This is a genomic window from Sphingobium cupriresistens LL01 (assembly GCF_001046645.1).
Taxonomy (GTDB): Bacteria; Pseudomonadota; Alphaproteobacteria; order Sphingomonadales; family Sphingomonadaceae; genus Sphingobium; species Sphingobium cupriresistens.
The window spans coordinates 56,991-72,362 of the sequence record NZ_KQ130438.1 but is presented as its reverse complement, the minus strand read 5'-3'; the positions used below and the strand labels follow the sequence as shown (position 1 = coordinate 72,362).

The 15,372-nt window shown below is 65.7% G+C and carries 15 protein-coding genes; 7 read left to right on the top strand and 8 right to left on the bottom strand.

Annotated features, from left to right (window positions below):
- Window positions 1-61: 61 nt before the first annotated feature.
- The 5 genes from V473_RS20270 to V473_RS20250 are packed head-to-tail and all read right to left on the bottom strand — an operon-like array spanning window position 62 to window position 4,045.
- A complete protein-coding gene (locus V473_RS20270; protein WP_066609122.1) occupies window positions 62-1,024 on the bottom strand; it encodes a copper resistance protein B in 963 nt (320 codons plus the stop codon).
- A complete protein-coding gene (locus V473_RS20265) occupies window positions 1,021-2,763 on the bottom strand; it encodes a copper resistance system multicopper oxidase (protein WP_066609121.1) in 1,743 nt (580 codons plus the stop codon). The genes V473_RS20270 and V473_RS20265 overlap by 4 nt, the downstream gene beginning before the upstream one ends.
- 24 nt (window positions 2,764-2,787) lie before the next feature.
- A complete protein-coding gene (locus V473_RS20260; protein WP_066609120.1) occupies window positions 2,788-3,351 on the bottom strand; it encodes an RNA polymerase sigma factor in 564 nt (187 codons plus the stop codon).
- Window positions 3,348-3,785 (bottom strand): periplasmic heavy metal sensor, encoded by a 438-nt coding sequence (locus V473_RS20255; protein WP_066609119.1) that lies wholly within the window; start codon window positions 3,783-3,785, stop codon window positions 3,348-3,350. The genes V473_RS20260 and V473_RS20255 overlap by 4 nt, the downstream gene beginning before the upstream one ends.
- Complete coding sequence (locus V473_RS20250; protein ID WP_244884557.1) at window positions 3,782-4,045, bottom strand: hypothetical protein; 264 nt, start codon at window positions 4,043-4,045, stop codon at window positions 3,782-3,784. The genes V473_RS20255 and V473_RS20250 overlap by 4 nt, the downstream gene beginning before the upstream one ends.
- A gap of 153 nt (window positions 4,046-4,198) precedes the next feature.
- On the opposite strand from V473_RS20250, the gene copC reads away from it, so the two are divergent.
- Window positions 4,199-4,573: a copper homeostasis periplasmic binding protein CopC gene (gene copC / locus V473_RS20245; protein WP_066609118.1), complete on the top strand. Its 375-nt coding sequence runs from the start codon at window positions 4,199-4,201 to the stop codon at window positions 4,571-4,573.
- Complete coding sequence (gene copD / locus V473_RS20240) at window positions 4,573-5,436, top strand: copper homeostasis membrane protein CopD (RefSeq protein ID WP_066609117.1); 864 nt, start codon at window positions 4,573-4,575, stop codon at window positions 5,434-5,436. The genes copC and copD overlap by 1 nt, the downstream gene beginning before the upstream one ends.
- 64 nt (window positions 5,437-5,500) lie before the next feature.
- Here copD and V473_RS24475 read toward each other — a convergent pair whose 3' ends face one another.
- The 3 genes from V473_RS24475 to V473_RS20225 form a co-directional block, all read right to left on the bottom strand.
- Window positions 5,501-5,800 (bottom strand): cupin domain-containing protein, encoded by a 300-nt coding sequence (locus V473_RS24475; RefSeq protein ID WP_244884555.1) that lies wholly within the window; start codon window positions 5,798-5,800, stop codon window positions 5,501-5,503.
- Window positions 5,801-6,339: 539 nt separating this feature from the next.
- The gene (locus V473_RS20230) at window positions 6,340-8,862 is read right to left on the bottom strand and encodes an ABC transporter permease (protein WP_066609116.1); all 2,523 of its coding nucleotides are present in this window, start codon (window positions 8,860-8,862) and stop codon (window positions 6,340-6,342) included.
- A complete protein-coding gene (locus V473_RS20225) occupies window positions 8,859-9,560 on the bottom strand; it encodes an ABC transporter ATP-binding protein (protein WP_066609115.1) in 702 nt (233 codons plus the stop codon). Before V473_RS20225 ends, V473_RS20230 begins: the two co-directional genes overlap by 4 nt.
- Here V473_RS20225 and V473_RS20220 point away from each other — a divergent pair.
- From V473_RS20220 to V473_RS20200, 5 genes are all read left to right on the top strand, one after another.
- Window positions 9,555-10,280 (top strand): arylesterase, encoded by a 726-nt coding sequence (locus tag V473_RS20220; protein ID WP_066609114.1) that lies wholly within the window; start codon window positions 9,555-9,557, stop codon window positions 10,278-10,280. The genes V473_RS20225 and V473_RS20220 overlap by 6 nt on opposite strands.
- The gene (locus V473_RS20215) at window positions 10,277-11,326 is read left to right on the top strand and encodes an oxidoreductase (RefSeq protein WP_148648476.1); all 1,050 of its coding nucleotides are present in this window, start codon (window positions 10,277-10,279) and stop codon (window positions 11,324-11,326) included. The genes V473_RS20220 and V473_RS20215 overlap by 4 nt, the downstream gene beginning before the upstream one ends.
- A 16-nt stretch (window positions 11,327-11,342) precedes the next feature.
- Window positions 11,343-12,734, top strand: coding sequence for a carboxylesterase/lipase family protein (locus tag V473_RS20210; protein WP_066609112.1), 1,392 nt, complete (start codon window positions 11,343-11,345; stop codon window positions 12,732-12,734).
- A gap of 413 nt (window positions 12,735-13,147) precedes the next feature.
- The gene (locus V473_RS20205; RefSeq protein WP_066609111.1) at window positions 13,148-14,341 is read left to right on the top strand and encodes an AAA family ATPase; all 1,194 of its coding nucleotides are present in this window, start codon (window positions 13,148-13,150) and stop codon (window positions 14,339-14,341) included.
- Window positions 14,338-15,357, top strand: coding sequence for a ParB/RepB/Spo0J family partition protein (locus V473_RS20200; protein WP_066609110.1), 1,020 nt, complete (start codon window positions 14,338-14,340; stop codon window positions 15,355-15,357). Before V473_RS20205 ends, V473_RS20200 begins: the two co-directional genes overlap by 4 nt.
- The last annotated feature ends 15 nt before the right edge of the window (window positions 15,358-15,372 follow it).

The following is a 15,372-nucleotide window of genomic DNA, read 5'->3' as shown; positions in this document are numbered from 1 at the left end:
GTCGCCGCGTTGATGACAAATTATTGCCGGGATGCGGCAGCTTATGCCGACATGACTTGCATTAGAACCAGAAGCGGATGCCCATCACCAGGCTGGTGGCAGACGCCCCCTCCCCCGCCGCGCGGGCGTAACGGGCGGTGTCGCCGAGGCTGCGTTCCCAATTGACGCCGATATAGGGCGCAAATTCGCGGGCGATTTCGTAGCGCAGGCGCAGGCCCAGTTCGATGGTCGAGAGGCCGGACCCGACGCCGAGTTCCGGCACGTCCTGCGCGGCGATATTCACTTCGGCGGCGGGTTGCAGGACGAGGCGCTGGGTGATGCGCTGGTCGTAGCTGCCTTCGACCCGCAGATGAGCGTCGCCCTTGTCGGAGAGAAAGGCCTGCGCCTCCAGTTCGAACCAATAGGGGGCGAGGCCTTCGATGCCGATGGTGGCATAGGTGCGTTGGGGCTGGGGGCGGAAATCCTGGCGGACGCCCGCGACGATATTCCACCAGGGATCGATCGCGCGGCTATAAAGCGCCTGGAATTCTGCCTGGTGCAGGCGGCCGCCGATGACGCCCTCCCCTTCCGACTTGATGGCGAGGCGGTTGATGTCGCCGCCGATCCAGCCTTCCCCTTCCCATGCATAGCCGTCCGCGCCCTTTTGCGCGCGATATTCGAAGCGGTCGATCATGAGCTGGGAGAAAGTCATGCCGCCATTTTCCTTCGTCATGGCGGCGCGGGCGCTGGCCATGGTGGCGGGATCGTAGAGGGCATCGGCGGCGTGATCGGTGGGGATCGGAGGCGCGACGCCTTTGGGCACCGCGTCATCGGATGCGGGCATGGCGTGGCCGGCATGGGGGTTGGACGGTTCGGCTGGCGCAGGGTCGCTATGGCCGGCGTGCGGATCGGCGGGTTCTGGGGCGGCCGGAGCCGCTTCCGGATGCGGCATCTGATGGGCGCTATGGTCCATCTGGCTATGGTCCTGCGCGACCGCGGGCGTTGCGATGCCGGCCAGCAGGGTGGCGACGATCAGGCGCTTCATGCCGCGTCCTCCGCGGGACGGACCGTGACGACGCGCATCATCCCGGCGTGCATGTGCATCAGCATGTGGCAGTGGAAGGCCCAGTCGCCCAGCGCATCGGCGGTGAGATCGAAGCTGACCTTGCCGCCGGGCAGGACGTTCACCGTATGCTTGCGCGGGTTGTGGAGCGGATCGTCGCCGGTCAGCAATTGGAAGAAATGGCCGTGGATGTGGATGGGGTGCGGCATCATCGTGTCGTTGATGAGGGTGACGCGGACCCGTTCATTGTGGCGGAAGGCAATAGGGTCAGCGCCGTCGGACAGCTTCACCCCGTCGAAGGACCACATATAGCGTTCCATGTTCGCCGTCAGGTGGATGTCGAGCGTGCGGGTGGGAGTGCGGATGTCCTGATTGGGTTCCAGCGCGCGCAGGCCCGCATAGGTGAGGACGCGATGATCGACATCCTCCAGACCCGTCGGCCGATCCGCGGTGCGATCGGCGGGCATGGCGGAGAGGGTCGCGACGCCCGGTCCCATCGGCACGTCGGGGGCGACCGACGGGTCGAGCATTTTCATGCTGTGGCCGGACATGCTGTCATTGGCGGGCTGGCTGAGGTCGATCACGCCCCCCTGCCCCATATCCATGCCGGACATGTCCATGCCCATATCCTTCATGGTCAGCAGCGGGCGTTTGCGCAGGTCCGGGACCGACGCGACCATGCCAAGCTGCGGCGCGAGGGTGGCGCGGACCTGGCCGGAGCGGTCGATGGCTTCGGCGATCAGACCATAGGCTTTCGCCTCGGCCGGCCGGACGATGACGTCATAGGTTTCGGCGATGCCGATCTGGAACTCGTCGGTGTCGACCGGCTGGACATGCTGGCCGTCGCACTGGACCACGGTCATCGGCAGGCCGGGCAGGCGGACGTTGAAATTGGTCATGGCCGATGCGTTGACGATGCGCAGGCGGACGCGCTCGCCGGGCGTGAACAGGCCGGTCCAGTTTTCCGGCGTGCCGTGACCGTTGATGAGGAAGCTGTAAGTGGAGCCGGTGACATCCGAAATGTCGGTGGGGTCCATACGCATCTTGCCCCAGTCCATGCGCTCCTTAAGGCTCTGGTCCTTGCCCGCGAGCAGGCCAGCAAGCGTCTGACGCTGAAAATTATGATAGCCGCCCATCTGCTTGAGGCGTTTGAGCAGCACATGCGGATGGACCGGCGACCAGTCGGACAGCACGATCACATGTTCGCGCGTCGCCTGCACCGGATCGACCCCGGCGGGGTCGATGACGATCGGGCCATAATGGCCCATCGCCTCCTGCATCCCCGAATGGCTGTGATACCAGTAGGTGCCAGACTGGCGGATGGGGAAGTCGTATGTGAAGGTTTCGCCCGGACGAATGCCGGGGAAGCTGACGCCCGGCACGCCGTCCATCTGGAAGGGGACGATCAGGCCGTGCCAGTGGATCGAGGTGTCCTCTTTCAGCCTGTTGGTGACGGCGATCTGGACGCGCTGCCCTTCCTTCAAGCGGATGAGCGGCGCAGGGACGGTGCCGTTGATCGTAATCGCATGGGCGGACCGGCCCCCGGTGCCGAAATGGCTTTCCCCCACGGTGAGCGCAATATGGTCGCCCGACAGGACGCCGGGTGCTGGGCGCAGGCCCGCCGTGCCGCTGCGCGCCCAGGCGGGGAAAGCCTCCGCGAGGCTGAGCGCCGCGGCGCTTTTGATGAGGGTCCGGCGATCGAGGGCGATGGGGTTCGTCATGCCCTGTCATACGCGGGTGGGCGGCTAATCCCTCAAAATTTCGGTCAATTTTGCGCGGGCGCGGTAGAGGCGGGTTTCGACCGCTTTTTCGGTGATGCCCAACACCTGCGCCGCGTCCGCCTGGCTCATCTGTTCGATGGTGCGCAGAAGGAGCACGTCCTTGAGATTGGCGGGCAGGCTGGCGATGGCGGCGTTGATGCGCGCGACTTCGCGATGGGAATGGGCGGCTTCCTCCGGCGTGGCGTCGGGCGCGGCGATATCGAGCGCGTCGTCGAGCGGTTTGGCGAAGGCGAAGAAGCGCCGCACCGTGCGGCGGCGCGCCCAGTCACGGCATTTGTTGAGCGCGATGCGCGCGATCCAGACGCGGAACGGGCGAGCGCCATCATAGCGGGCGAGCGCGGCGAAAGCGGCGACGAAGGTTTCCTGCGTGATGTCGAGCGCCTCATCGCCATCGCCGACATGGCCGCGAGCGAGGCGCCAGACGGCGTCGCGGTGGCGCGCCATCAACGCGCCATAGGCGGACTGATGCCCCGCCAGCGCGCGGGTAGCAAGCGTCCGGTCTTCGGGTTCGGAGTCGGCCGCACTCACCGGGCGGGCTGGGTCAGCGCCTTGACGATGGCGGCGTCGAATTGCGCCGCCTGATCGGGCCGCAGCACGCCGCGCATCGCGAAGATGTGCTGGAGCGTTTCCTTTTGCAGTTGCCCCATGACATGATGCGAGCGGTCGACCGCTTCGGCCACTTTGGGGCCATAGCCATGTTCGCCCTCTATCGCGGCGGCGAGCCGTTCATTGTCGGCGCGCATTTCCGCCTCCAGTGCTTCGCGCCGGGTGGCGAACGCGGCTTCCAGTGCGTGAATGCGCTGTTCCTGCGCGGCGTCGAGCGTCATCCGCTGGTGCAGCAGGGCGTGGACTTCGCTTTCCACACGCGGCGTGGGTGCGAGCCAGGTGCGTGCGACCAGCACCGCCGCCAGCGCGGCGGCGAAGGCGACCAGCGCAACCAGCGCGTAGCGGCGCAGGGTCACTGGCCGAGCAGGCGCGACGGCGCATAGTCGGACATGCCGATCGGCATGGGCGCGGCTTGCGCGGGTGCGGACGGCACGATGCTGCCGGCCCAGCCGATGCCGATCGCGAGCAGCCCTGCGAGCGCCAGGCTGCGCCGCGCCGTCATCCGGTCGCGGCGTTCGGCGAGCCCGCCCATCACCGCGACGTCCATGTCCGCAAGCCGCGCATCGGTCGGCATCGCGCGCACCGTGCCCAGCAACTGATCCAGATCGGTCATCATCGTCTCCATCCTCATTCCCGCATACGCGCGGGGGACGTGCATCCCTCATGGCACGAGGCGTAAAAATTATGCGCATGGGGCGAGGGGTCCGGCAAGTCCATGCGTAAATCCCCCTGATACCCCCTGTCCCACCCATCTGTTGGAGATGCCGATATGACCCGCCTGTTCCTGACCGCCGCCGCCGCTTTCGCGCTGGCCCTGCCGGGCGTTGCGAGCGCGCACAGCAAGCTGTTGTCGTCCACCCCTGCCGCCAATGCGACCGTGGCCAAGCCGACCAAGCTGGTGCTTACTTTTTCCGAGACTTTCCTGGCGCCGATGAGCGGCGCTGAGCTGGTGATGACCGGGATGCCCGGCATGAGCGACCATCCCGCCATGCCAATCAAGGGTTTCAAGACCGCGGTCGAGGGCAAGACCATGACGCTGACCTTTCCCCGCGCCCTGCCCGCCGGCAGCTATGACTTGAAATGGCATATCGTGGGCGCGGACCAACATAAGATGGAAGGCGGCTACAGCTTCAAGGTCAAGTAATGATCGAAGGGGCTTTGATCGGCGCGCGGTTTGCGCTGATGATCGACCTTGCCCTGCTCATGGGACTGCCGCTGTTCTGGTGGGTGATGGGCATGGCGGGGGACCGGCGTGTGTTAGTGGCGCTGGCGCTGGGGGGCATAGCGCTGTCCGCGCTGTGGCTGATGGCGAGCGTCGCCGCGATGACCGGCACGCCGATCACGGCCCCGGATTGGGTCAGCGCGCAGATTTTGTTGACCATGACGCCGATCGGCCCGGTGCTGACGGTGCGTGGTGGCGCGCTGTTGCTGGCGCTGGTTTTTACGGGCTTGAACCGCCCGCGACTGACGTTAGTAGCCGCTGCCGTCGCGGCGGCGACGCTGGCCTGGACCGGCCATGCGGGGGCGACCGAGGATATCGCCGGGACTGTCCATCGCGTCGCCGATATCGCCCACATCTGGGCGGCGGCGGGGTGGATCGGCGCGCTGGTGGTGTTGTGCCATGCCGTGCTGACGCTGCGGCCGACGACGGCGGCGATACGGCGCGTGGCCAAGATGCTATCGCGCTTCGCCCTGATGGGAACGCTGATCGTCGGCACGTTGCTGGTCAGTGGAGCGATCAATGGCGCGATGATCGTGGGGCTGGCGCAATTGCCGGAGCTGGCGGGGAGCCTTTATGGCTGGCTGCTGGGCGCCAAGCTGGCGCTGTTCGGGGTGATGCTGGGGCTGGCGGGACTGAACCGCTGGCGCCTGACGCCGATGCTGGAGAGCGGGACCCCGCAACGTGCGATCGCGCATCTGCGGCTGTCGCTGCTGGTGGAAACAAGCGCGGCTGTAGCCATTATCGGGCTGGTGGGCTGGCTGGGGACGCTCGATCCGATGGGGTGAATATAGAATAGCATGTTCCCGCCTGCGCGGGAACACTGATGTTTAGCGAACGCCGCGAGGCGTTTCAGGCCGGGCGGTAGATGCAATAGACTTTCTTCACATGGACCTGGCTGTCCCAGCTGCAACTGGCGCCCTGTTCCACCAGAAAGATGTCCTCCTTGACGAACGTGCCTTCGGTTCCGGCTGCGTCGATGAAGGTGACGCCGCCGTCGAGCAGATACATGAGTTCATAATGGCGATAGGCCATGGCGCGCCGATAATAGGGTGTCGAATCCCAGGTGCCGACCATGAGTTCGCCATCCGACGACTTGTAATCGCCATGGTTGCGGCATTGCGGCGTCGGGCCAACCAGCAGTTCGGCCAAAGGCGCACCTGAAGGTTCGAGCGGGGCGTCGGTGTCGACCGGGATGATCGCGCCGTCGCCGGCCGGACCGCCGCGGCGGCGCAGAACAGCAGGCGGGTGTCGGCTTGCGCAGACCAGGTGAAGGCCGCGCCGTCGCGCAGGAGCATGCTGGCGCCTTCGGCCAGAGCGATGCTGGCGCCGCTCTGTTCGATGCGCAACGCGCCAGATTCCACGATGATAAATTCTTCGGCGGGCAGCAGCGTTACTTCGCCCGCCCCCTGCGGCAGCGCGATGAGGCCGACGCTGATCGGCCCGTCCGCCAGCGGCAGGTCTGCGCGCGCGGTCAGGAAGGGATCGGCCGACGGCGTGGCGGGACGCGCATCGGCCGCCCAGGCGCGCAGGTCGATGAAGGAACGGGTGCGGGTTTGGGTTGCGGTGCTGGTCATGCCGACCCTCCTTGGAGAGAATGGAAGGGGGCAGGATATCCGGTGCGCGCGGCACTATGCGCCAAGAGCGCAAGGCCTGGCCGTGCGCTCTGCCGTTTGCCGCAGGTCAGGCCGCTACAACTGCCGCAGCGCGCGCGCCGGGCGGACCGACATGAGCGGGATGGCCCCGGCAAGACCGATGCCCAAAGTCAGCAGCGCGCCGCCGCCCAGCGTCGCCAGCACCACTGCCCAGTCGGGCGACCAGGTGAAGTCGAAGATGCGCACGATGACGAACCAGGCGGCGGTCGTGCCGAGCGCCAGCGCGACGAGCGCCAGCATGGATGCGAGCAGGCCATATTCAAGCGCCTGGCCGCCCAATATCTGCCAGCGGGTCGCGCCCAGCGTCTTCAGGATGACGCTGTCGTAGCTGCGCGCCTGGCGCGAGGCGGCGATCGCGCCGACCAGCACGGCGATGCCCGCGAGGATCGCCACCGAGGCAGCGGCAACGATCGCGCGCGACATCTGGGTCATGATCGTGCCGACCTGATCGATGACGTCGCCGACCGCGATCACCGATATGCCGGGGAAGGCCGACAGCAGCGCGCGGGTCATGCCGCCGTCGCGGCCGGGGTCCATGGTGATGGTCGCGGTCATGCTATGGGGTGCTGCGGCCAGCGCGTTGGGCGAAAAAACCAATATATAGTTGAAGCCCATCGTGTCCCAGTTGACCTTGCGCAGCGACGCGATGCGCGCTGTGATCTCACGCCCCAATATGCTGACGGTCAGCGTGTCACCGATGCCGATATTCATGACCTTCGCCGCTTCCTCATCAAGCGAGACGAGCGGCGGGCCGGCATAGTCGCGCGGCCACCATTGACCGGCGGTCAGATCGCTGCCCTGCGGCAGGACGGCGCTGTAGGTGACGCCGCGTTCGCCGCGCAGGAACCAGGCGCCTTCGGGTAGTTCCTTGAGGTCGGCGACGCGCTGAGCGCCATAGGCGACGATCGTGCCGCGCAGCGACGGGACGATGTTAAGCTCCGCTTCGGGCGCTTGGCGCATCGCGATGGTGCGGAAGCGGCCGACCTGCGCCGAGGGGATGTCGAGGACGAACTGGTTGGGCGCTTTTTCCGGCACGACGTTGCGGATTTCGCTGTCGAGGCTGGTCTGGATACCCGCCAGCGTCACAAACAGGGTGAGCGCGAGGCCGAGCGCGACGATGAGCGCGGCGGTCTGCGCGCCGGGGCGATGGAGATTGGCGACGGCGAGGCGGAGCAGCGGACGACGCGGGCGCGGAGCGATGAGGGCGAGGCGGCGGACGGCCCAGCCGAGGCCGAGCAGCAGCAGCAGGACGGCGGCCGTCGCGCCGAGCACGGCGGCGGAGAAGAGCGATTCGCGCGCGGTCAGCAGCGCCAAGGCGACCAGCAGCGCGCCCGCTCCGGCCATGGCGGCCAGGCTGCGCCGGTCGGTACCGCTACCGCTTTCCACCGCGCCGCGGAAGATAGCGGCGGCCGGCTGGGTGCGGGCGCGGCCGAGCGGCGGGAAGGTGAAGAGGAAGGCGATCAGCAGACCATAGGCGGCGCTGGTCAATAGCGGCAGCGGGTGGAGCCGGAAGCCGGGGCTGACCGGCAGGACGTCGCCCGCCAGCGCGACGATCAGCGGCGGCAAGAGCGCGCCGACGATCAGGCCCGTCACGATGCCGAGCAGGGCGACCGCGCCGACCTGCATCCGGTAGATGCGGCCGATGTCGGTCGCGGTCGCGCCCAGCACCTTCAAGGTGGCGATGCCGCCGCGCTTGGCCGCGAGATAGGAGGCGACGCCGTTGCTGACGCCGATGCCGGCGATGACCAGCGCGGCGAGGCCGATCAGCGACAGGAACTGCCCCATTCGATCGATGAAGCGATTGGCGCCGGGCGCGGCGCGATCCCGGTCCTTGAGGGTCCAGCCGTCGGCATCGTGCGCCTTTTCCATGTCGGCGCGCACGGTCGCGGCGTCGAAACGGGGGGCGAGGCGGATGCGATATTTGGCGGAATAGAGGCTGCCCGGCTGGATCAGGCCGGTTCGGCGCAGGCCGTCGAGCGAAACGATGGCGACCGGACCAAGAGTGAAGCCTTCGCCCAAGCGATCGGGTTCGTCGGCGATGATGGCCGCGACGGTGAATCTGGCGACGCCGTAGCGCAGCCGGTCGCCGGGGCGGACGTCGAGCCGCTCCGCCAAGGCATCGCCGATCAGGATATGGTCGGGGTCGAGCGGGCGATAAGCGCCCTGCCGCAGCGCAAGCGTGCCATAAAGCGGATAGACGGCATCGACGCCCTTCAATTCGGTCAGCACGGCAGGCGGGGCATCCCCCCTGCCCTGCCCTTCATGCTGAGCCATAGCGCGCAGGCGGATGGTTTCGCTGAGCGTGCCGAGTTGGCGAAAGGCTTCCTTGTCGCCCAGCCGCGCTTCGCGCTGGGTCATGGCGATTTCGATGTCGCCGCCCAGCAAGTTGCGGCCCCGATCGCTGAGTTCCTGCGTGATCGCGGCGGTCAGGCTGCCGATCGCGGCGAGCGTGGCGACGCCCAGGAACAGGCAGAGGAACAGCAGCCGCAGCCCGCGAAAGCCCAGATGCAGGTCGCGCCGGGCGATGCGCCAGCTTGCGCCCCAACCGATGGCGTTCATGCGGCGCGGTCCGAGACAATGAGGCCGTCGCGCATTTCCACGATCCGGCCGCAGCGTTCGGCCAGTGTCGGATCATGAGTGATGATGACCAGGGTCGCGCCCGCCGCCCGCCGCCGTTCGAACAACAGGTCCATGATGGTGGCGCCGGTCGTGACGTCGAGATTGCCGGTCGGTTCGTCGGCGAAGATCAGGGTGGGGCGCGGCGCGACGGCGCGGGCGATGGCGACGCGCTGCTGCTCGCCGCCCGATAATTGGGCGGGATAATGGTCGAGCCGATGGCCCAGGCCCACGGCGCGCAGTTCGTCGGCCGCGCGATCGAAGGCATCGGCATGACCCGCCAGTTCGAGCGGCACGGCGACATTTTCATGCGCGGTCATGGTGGGGAGCAGGTGGAAGCTTTGCAGAATAATGCCGATGCGGCCACGCCGGGCGCGGGCCAAAGCGTCCTCGTCCAGCGCGCCGAAATCGACGCCGCCCACGCTGACGCTGCCGCCGCTGGCGCGCTCCAGGCCCGACAGCACCGCCATCAGCGAACTTTTGCCCGATCCAGATGCGCCCAGGATGGCCAGACTTTCGCCGCGCAATATGGTGAGGTCGACGCCCTTGAGGATCGCCACCGGCGCGTCGCGCGTTCCCAGCGAAAGGATGACATCCTGCGCGCGGATCGCGATAGTGGTGGGATCGATGGGCAAATGCATGGAAAGGAGCGCTCCTTGGCGGGCAGGTGGATGCAATATGGGGCGTTGGCGTTGATTGTCCAACTGGCGGTGGCTTGTTCGGATAAAGCAGCGGCGCCAGCGCCGGTCGGGCATGAGCAGCAGGCCGTTGACGCGGCGATAGTGGCGACGCCGGCAGCCGACGAGCGGCTTGTGGTGGCGTTCGGCGACAGCCTTTATGCCGGCTATAATCTGGACCAGAACAAGGGGCTGGCCCCGGTGCTGGAAGCGGCGCTCAAGGCGCGCGGCGTGAAGGCGCGGGTGGTCAATGCCGGGGTATCGGGCGATACGACTGCTGCGGGGCTGGCGAGATTGACGTTTACACTGGACGGATTACCGCGCAAGCCCGACCTGATGCTGGTGGGGCTGGGCGGCAACGATATGCTGCGCGGGCTTGCTCCCGCCGAGACGCGGACCAATCTGAACGCGATCCTGGCGGAACTGAAGAAGCGCGGCATCCCGGTGCTGCTGACGGGCATGATGGCGTCGCCCAATATGGGGCCGGACTATGCCGCAGCATTCAACCCCATTTTCCCCGATCTGGCGCGCACATATGATGCGACGCTTTATCCCTTCATGCTGGACGGGGTGATCGGCGACCGGGCGCTGCAACTGCCCGACGGCATTCACCCCAATGACAAGGGCGTGACCGTCATCGTCGGCAAGCTGGCGCCGGTGGTTGCCGAGGCATTGCCATCTTGACGGCGCGGATCCGGGTCGGCCTGATCGGCTATGGCATGGCGGGGCGCGTCTTTCATGCGCCGCTGATCCGCGCCGCGCCGGGACTGGAACTGGCGGCGATCGTCACCAGCCGGGCCGAGGCGGTCGCGGCGCTCGACCCGGCGATCCCCTGCGTGGCGCTCACGGCCGATCTGCTGGCCGACCCGGCTATACAAGCGGTGGTAGTTGCGACACCGAGTGCGACACATGCAGCGATTGCGGCGGATGCGCTGCGGGCGGGCAAGCATGTGGTGGTGGACAAGCCCTTCGCCCTGTCGCTGGACGAGGCAAAGGCGCTGGCAGCGCTGGCCCGGAGCAGCGGACGGCGATTGGCGGTGTTTCACAATCGCCGGTTCGACAGCGATTTTCTCAGCATCCGGGCCGCGATAGAGGAAGGCGCAATCGGTCAGGTGACGCATTTCGAGTCGCATTTCGACCGATTTCGGCCGGAAGTGCGCGACCGCTGGCGCGAAGACGGGTCGGCCGGATCGGGCGTGTGGTTCGACCTGGGGCCGCATCTGGTCGATCAGGCGCTGGCGCTGTTCGGGCGGCCGCTGGCGGTGAGCGCCGATATCGTCGCGCTGCGCCCCGGATCGGGCGCGGACGATTGGGCGCATGTGGTGCTGCGCTATGAAAGGATGCGCGTCGTGTTGCACGCCAGCCTGAATGCGCCGGATGATGGCGGCGGCGGGAGACCGCGCTTCGCCGTGCATGGTGATAAAGGATCGCTGATCAAACGGCGGATTGATCCGCAGGAGGCGCAGTTGATCGGCGGGATGCGGCCGGGCGACGCCGGGTGGGGCGTCGATTCCGATCCGGTCGCAGTATATGACCGCGATGGCGGGATGACGTTGCGTCCGGCGACGAGGGGATGCCAGGAACAATTTTATCGGCAGATGGCCGATACATGGACACGCGGCAGCGTTGCGCCGATTTTGCTGGACGAAGCGGTGGCGGTGCAGGAAGTCATCGAGGCGGCGCTACTGTCGGCGCGCAAGGACCGGGTCGTGGCGATGCCGCTGCCTTGAACGATGGGAGAAAGAAATGGCTTTGCCCTTGCGCGCCTTGCTGTTGGCCGCTGCCCTGACCGCGCCCGTCGCCAGCGCGCGGTCGGACACGGCGCCGGTCATCACCATCGCGGATGGCGCGCTGCGCGGGGTCAATGAAGAGGACGTCGTCGCCTTCAAGGGCATTCCCTTCGCCGCGCCGCCGGTGGGCGATCTGCGGTGGCGCGCGCCGCAGCCAGTGACGCCCTGGCAAGGCGTGCGCGACGCCAGCCTGTACGGCCATGACTGTATGCAACTCCCCTTCCCCAGCGATGCCGCGCCGCTCGGCACGCCGCCGGCGGAGGATTGTCTTTATATGAATGTATGGAAACCGCAGCGGCGGACAGCCAAGCTGCCTGTGATGGTGTGGATCTATGGCGGCGGCTTCGTCAATGGCGGTTCGTCGCCGTCGACCTATGCGGGGGTGGCGCTGGCGCGGCAGGGCATCATGGTGGTCAGCTTCAATTATCGGCTGGGGCGCTTTGGCACTTTTGCGCATCCCGCACTGACCAAAGCGGATGCGGACGAGGGGCGGCTGGCCAATTATGGCTATATGGACCAGATCGCGGCGCTGCGCTGGGTGCAGGACAATATCGCGGCATTCGGCGGCGACCCGACCAACGTCACCATCATCGGCGAAAGCGCGGGCGGCATGTCGATCCATGCGTTGCTGACCTCGCCAATGGCTCAGGGGCTGTTCCACAAGGCGGTGATCCAGTCCGGCGGACCGATGCCGATGGGCGACGCTACGCTGGCGGCCGCCGAGGCGATCGGCGCGGCGTTCGGGCGAAAGAAGGGGATAGCGCCAGACGATCCCCAAGCGCTGGCGCAATTGCGGGCGTTGCCCGCTGACGCCGTGGTCGATGGGCTGAACCTTGCGGCGCTCTTTGCGAGCGGCCCGCGCACCCATAGCAGCCCGATCGCCGACGGCCGCGTCGCGGTGGACAGTCTGGACGCCTATCGGGCGGGACGTTTCGCCAAGGCGCCGGTGATGATCGGCGCGACGAGCGACGATATTGGCGGGCCGGCCGGGCCGATGGTGACAGGCGCCCGCACGATGGCGCAGCTATTCGCGCGGGCGCGCGTGCCGACCTATCATTATCGCTTTTCCTATGTCGCACAGGCGCTGCGGAACGGGGAGACGAAGGGCGCGGGTCATGCCAGCGAAATCCCCTATTTCTTCGATACGGTCGCAGTGAAATATGGCGCCGCGACGACGGCCACGGATCGCGCGATCGCCCGGATCAGCAGCCGCTATCTGGTCAATTTCGTGCAGAAGGGCGATCCCAATGGCGGCGAGCTACCAGGCTGGCGACGCTATGATCCCGCATCGCCAGAGATTATGGATATCGGTGTGGAGGACAGCGCCAAGGCGGTCCCCGATCGTTGAGATCGGCGCCATGATGTGACGTGCTATCACAACTGATCGATCGTGCTTTCGGAATCATCGTGGCGTGTTATCGCACGGTCATGAACGTGGGATCGGATTTTGGGCTTCATTGGCGACTCGCGTTATTTTGCGGGTTTTAAACCGGATTTTGATCGGTTAACCCCTCTAATCCGTCAATAAAATCCCTAAAGCCGCTTGGCCCCACAGGCTATGCCACGGTTAAAGGTTGAAGGGCTATCAACCAGGTCCAATCCCTTCCCGCTGTGCTTCACCTTCCGGTTGTCTTTTGACGCACCGCAGCAGATGAGGGACGCCTTCGTAGCGGCACTTATCGATCGGTTTGACTTTCGTTCGATATTGAGCGCATAAAACACCAACCAGTTTATCGTCATGATTCGGTTATGAGGGGCGCTATGTCGTTTACCGTCAACACGCTGCGCAACGTCACGACAGCATGTCAGCAAATGCGCGATCATATCAAGACGATCGTGTTCCGTCCCGACGCGCACAAGACGCTCGACATCACATTCGGCCCGACCGTCGCGGCCGAATTGATCGGACGCACGCCGGAGGCTTTGGCCAAGGCGGAATCCAAGGGGCGCCTGCCCCAGCCCAAGCAACTGCCCAATGGCCGTCGCTATTATACGCTGGAAGATCTGACCCAGATTCGTGAAGCGTTGGGCATCCATGTCGGCAAGCAACCGGACGAGGATGCGGTCGTGCTGGCGGTGCAGAATTTCAAGGGCGGCGTCGGAAAAAGCACGATCACCAAGCATCTGGCCGATTATCTGGCGCTGCATGGCTATCGCGTGCTGGTGATCGATTGCGATCCGCAGGCGTCGACCACCACTATGTTCGACATCCAGCCCGAAACGCTGATCGACGACGACCAGACGCTTGGCGCGTTCCTGTCCCCGCGCAGCACCTTCAGCAATTTTGCCGAAACCATTCGTGACACGCCCTGGCCGACGATCAAGATCGTGCCGTCGAGCCTGGGTCTGCAAGACGCGGAATGGGATTTGACCTCTACCCTGCGCGAAGGCGGGCAGGCAGTGCGCGAAAGTTTGCAAGCGCTGCGTATCGGCATCGCCAGCGTGACCAAGGATTTCGACGTCATCCTGCTCGACCCGCCGCCAGCCATGGGTTTCCTGGGGCTCAACGTGATGGCCGCGGCGACGGGATTGCTGATCCCGGTGCCGGCGCGCCAACTGGATTATCTGTCGACCATCCATTTCATGGACACGATCGCGGACAATATCGAGATTCTCGAACAAAATGGCACGCCGGTCAATTATGGCTTCATCCGCGTCGTATGTTCGACCTTCTCGCCCAACAAGCCGGGCGAGAATGACATGTGGCGGATCATGCAGGCGACCTATGCCGGGCTGTTGCTGGGGCAACCCATATTGGCGTCCGAAGAAATCAAGAACGCAACGCAGGCGTTTCGATCCATCTATGAATCCAAGCCGTCGGCATCGCACCAAACCTATACGCGATGCCGCGACAATCTGGACGCGGTGTTCGGGGAAGTCGAGCAGCAGATCCGCCAACAATGGCCATCGACCAGCCTGACCGGCGTCGATGCTGGCGTGAGCGTGGCGGCATGAGCCGGCGGTCACTGATCAGCGAGGCGCTGGCCGCCGTCGCTAATGAACCGGCGCCTATCGCGCCCACAGAAGCGGAAGCGACGGCCACAGCCGGGCGCGTCAATTTCACCAATAAGCGCCTGGAAGCTTTTGGCGAAGCCGCGCGAATCGTGAAGCGACCGACCATCCGGTTAAAGCCTGCGGAATGTTCGATCTGGCCAGGCAATGCGCGCGACTATACGTTGCTGGACGAACATCGGCTGCGCAGCCTGATCGATTCGGTGTTGGCGGAAGGCGGCAATCGTATTCCCGCGGTGGTGCGGCGTACGCCCAATGGCCTCCTGCCCTATGAACTGGTGACAGGGACGCGGCGGCACTGGGCGATCAGCTGGCTCAACAGCAATCATTATCCCGACATTGACCTGATCGCAATCATCGAAGATCTAGACGATGAGGCGGCGTTCCGGCTGGCCGACATCGAGAATCGCGAGCGGGAGGATATTTCCGACCTGGAGCGGGGCGTCAATTATAAGGCGGCGGTCGATCGCTTCTATGGCGGCGTTCAGTTGCGGATGGCCGAGCGGTTGAAAATCTCCAAATCGCAATTGTCGCGCTATATCGCCCTGACCGAGATCCCCCCCTTCCTAGTCAGCGCCTTCCATTCACCGATGGATTTGCAAGCCAAATATGGCGAGCGGCTTCTGCCCTTACTGCGTGATCCGGCCAGCCGGACGAAGCTGGAGGCCGCGGCCGAACAGATTTCGTCGGAGCAGAGTTTCCGTCGGTCGGGCGACGAGCAGCCCATCGCGGGCGCCGAGGTGATGGGCCGATTGCTCAAGGCCGTCACTGTCAAGGGGCGCGTGCAGAAGGCGGCGATCGCGGTTGGCGATGGCAAAGCGATCGGCGAGGTGGTGAAAGACCAGCAGAAGATATTGATGCTGTCGCTTACACCGTCCGACCTGTCGACCGATGCGATATTGGAGGCATTGCGGCCGGTGATCGATGCAGCGCGAATTCGGAGCGCGAGACGACGTTGACAGGCGATCATGCGG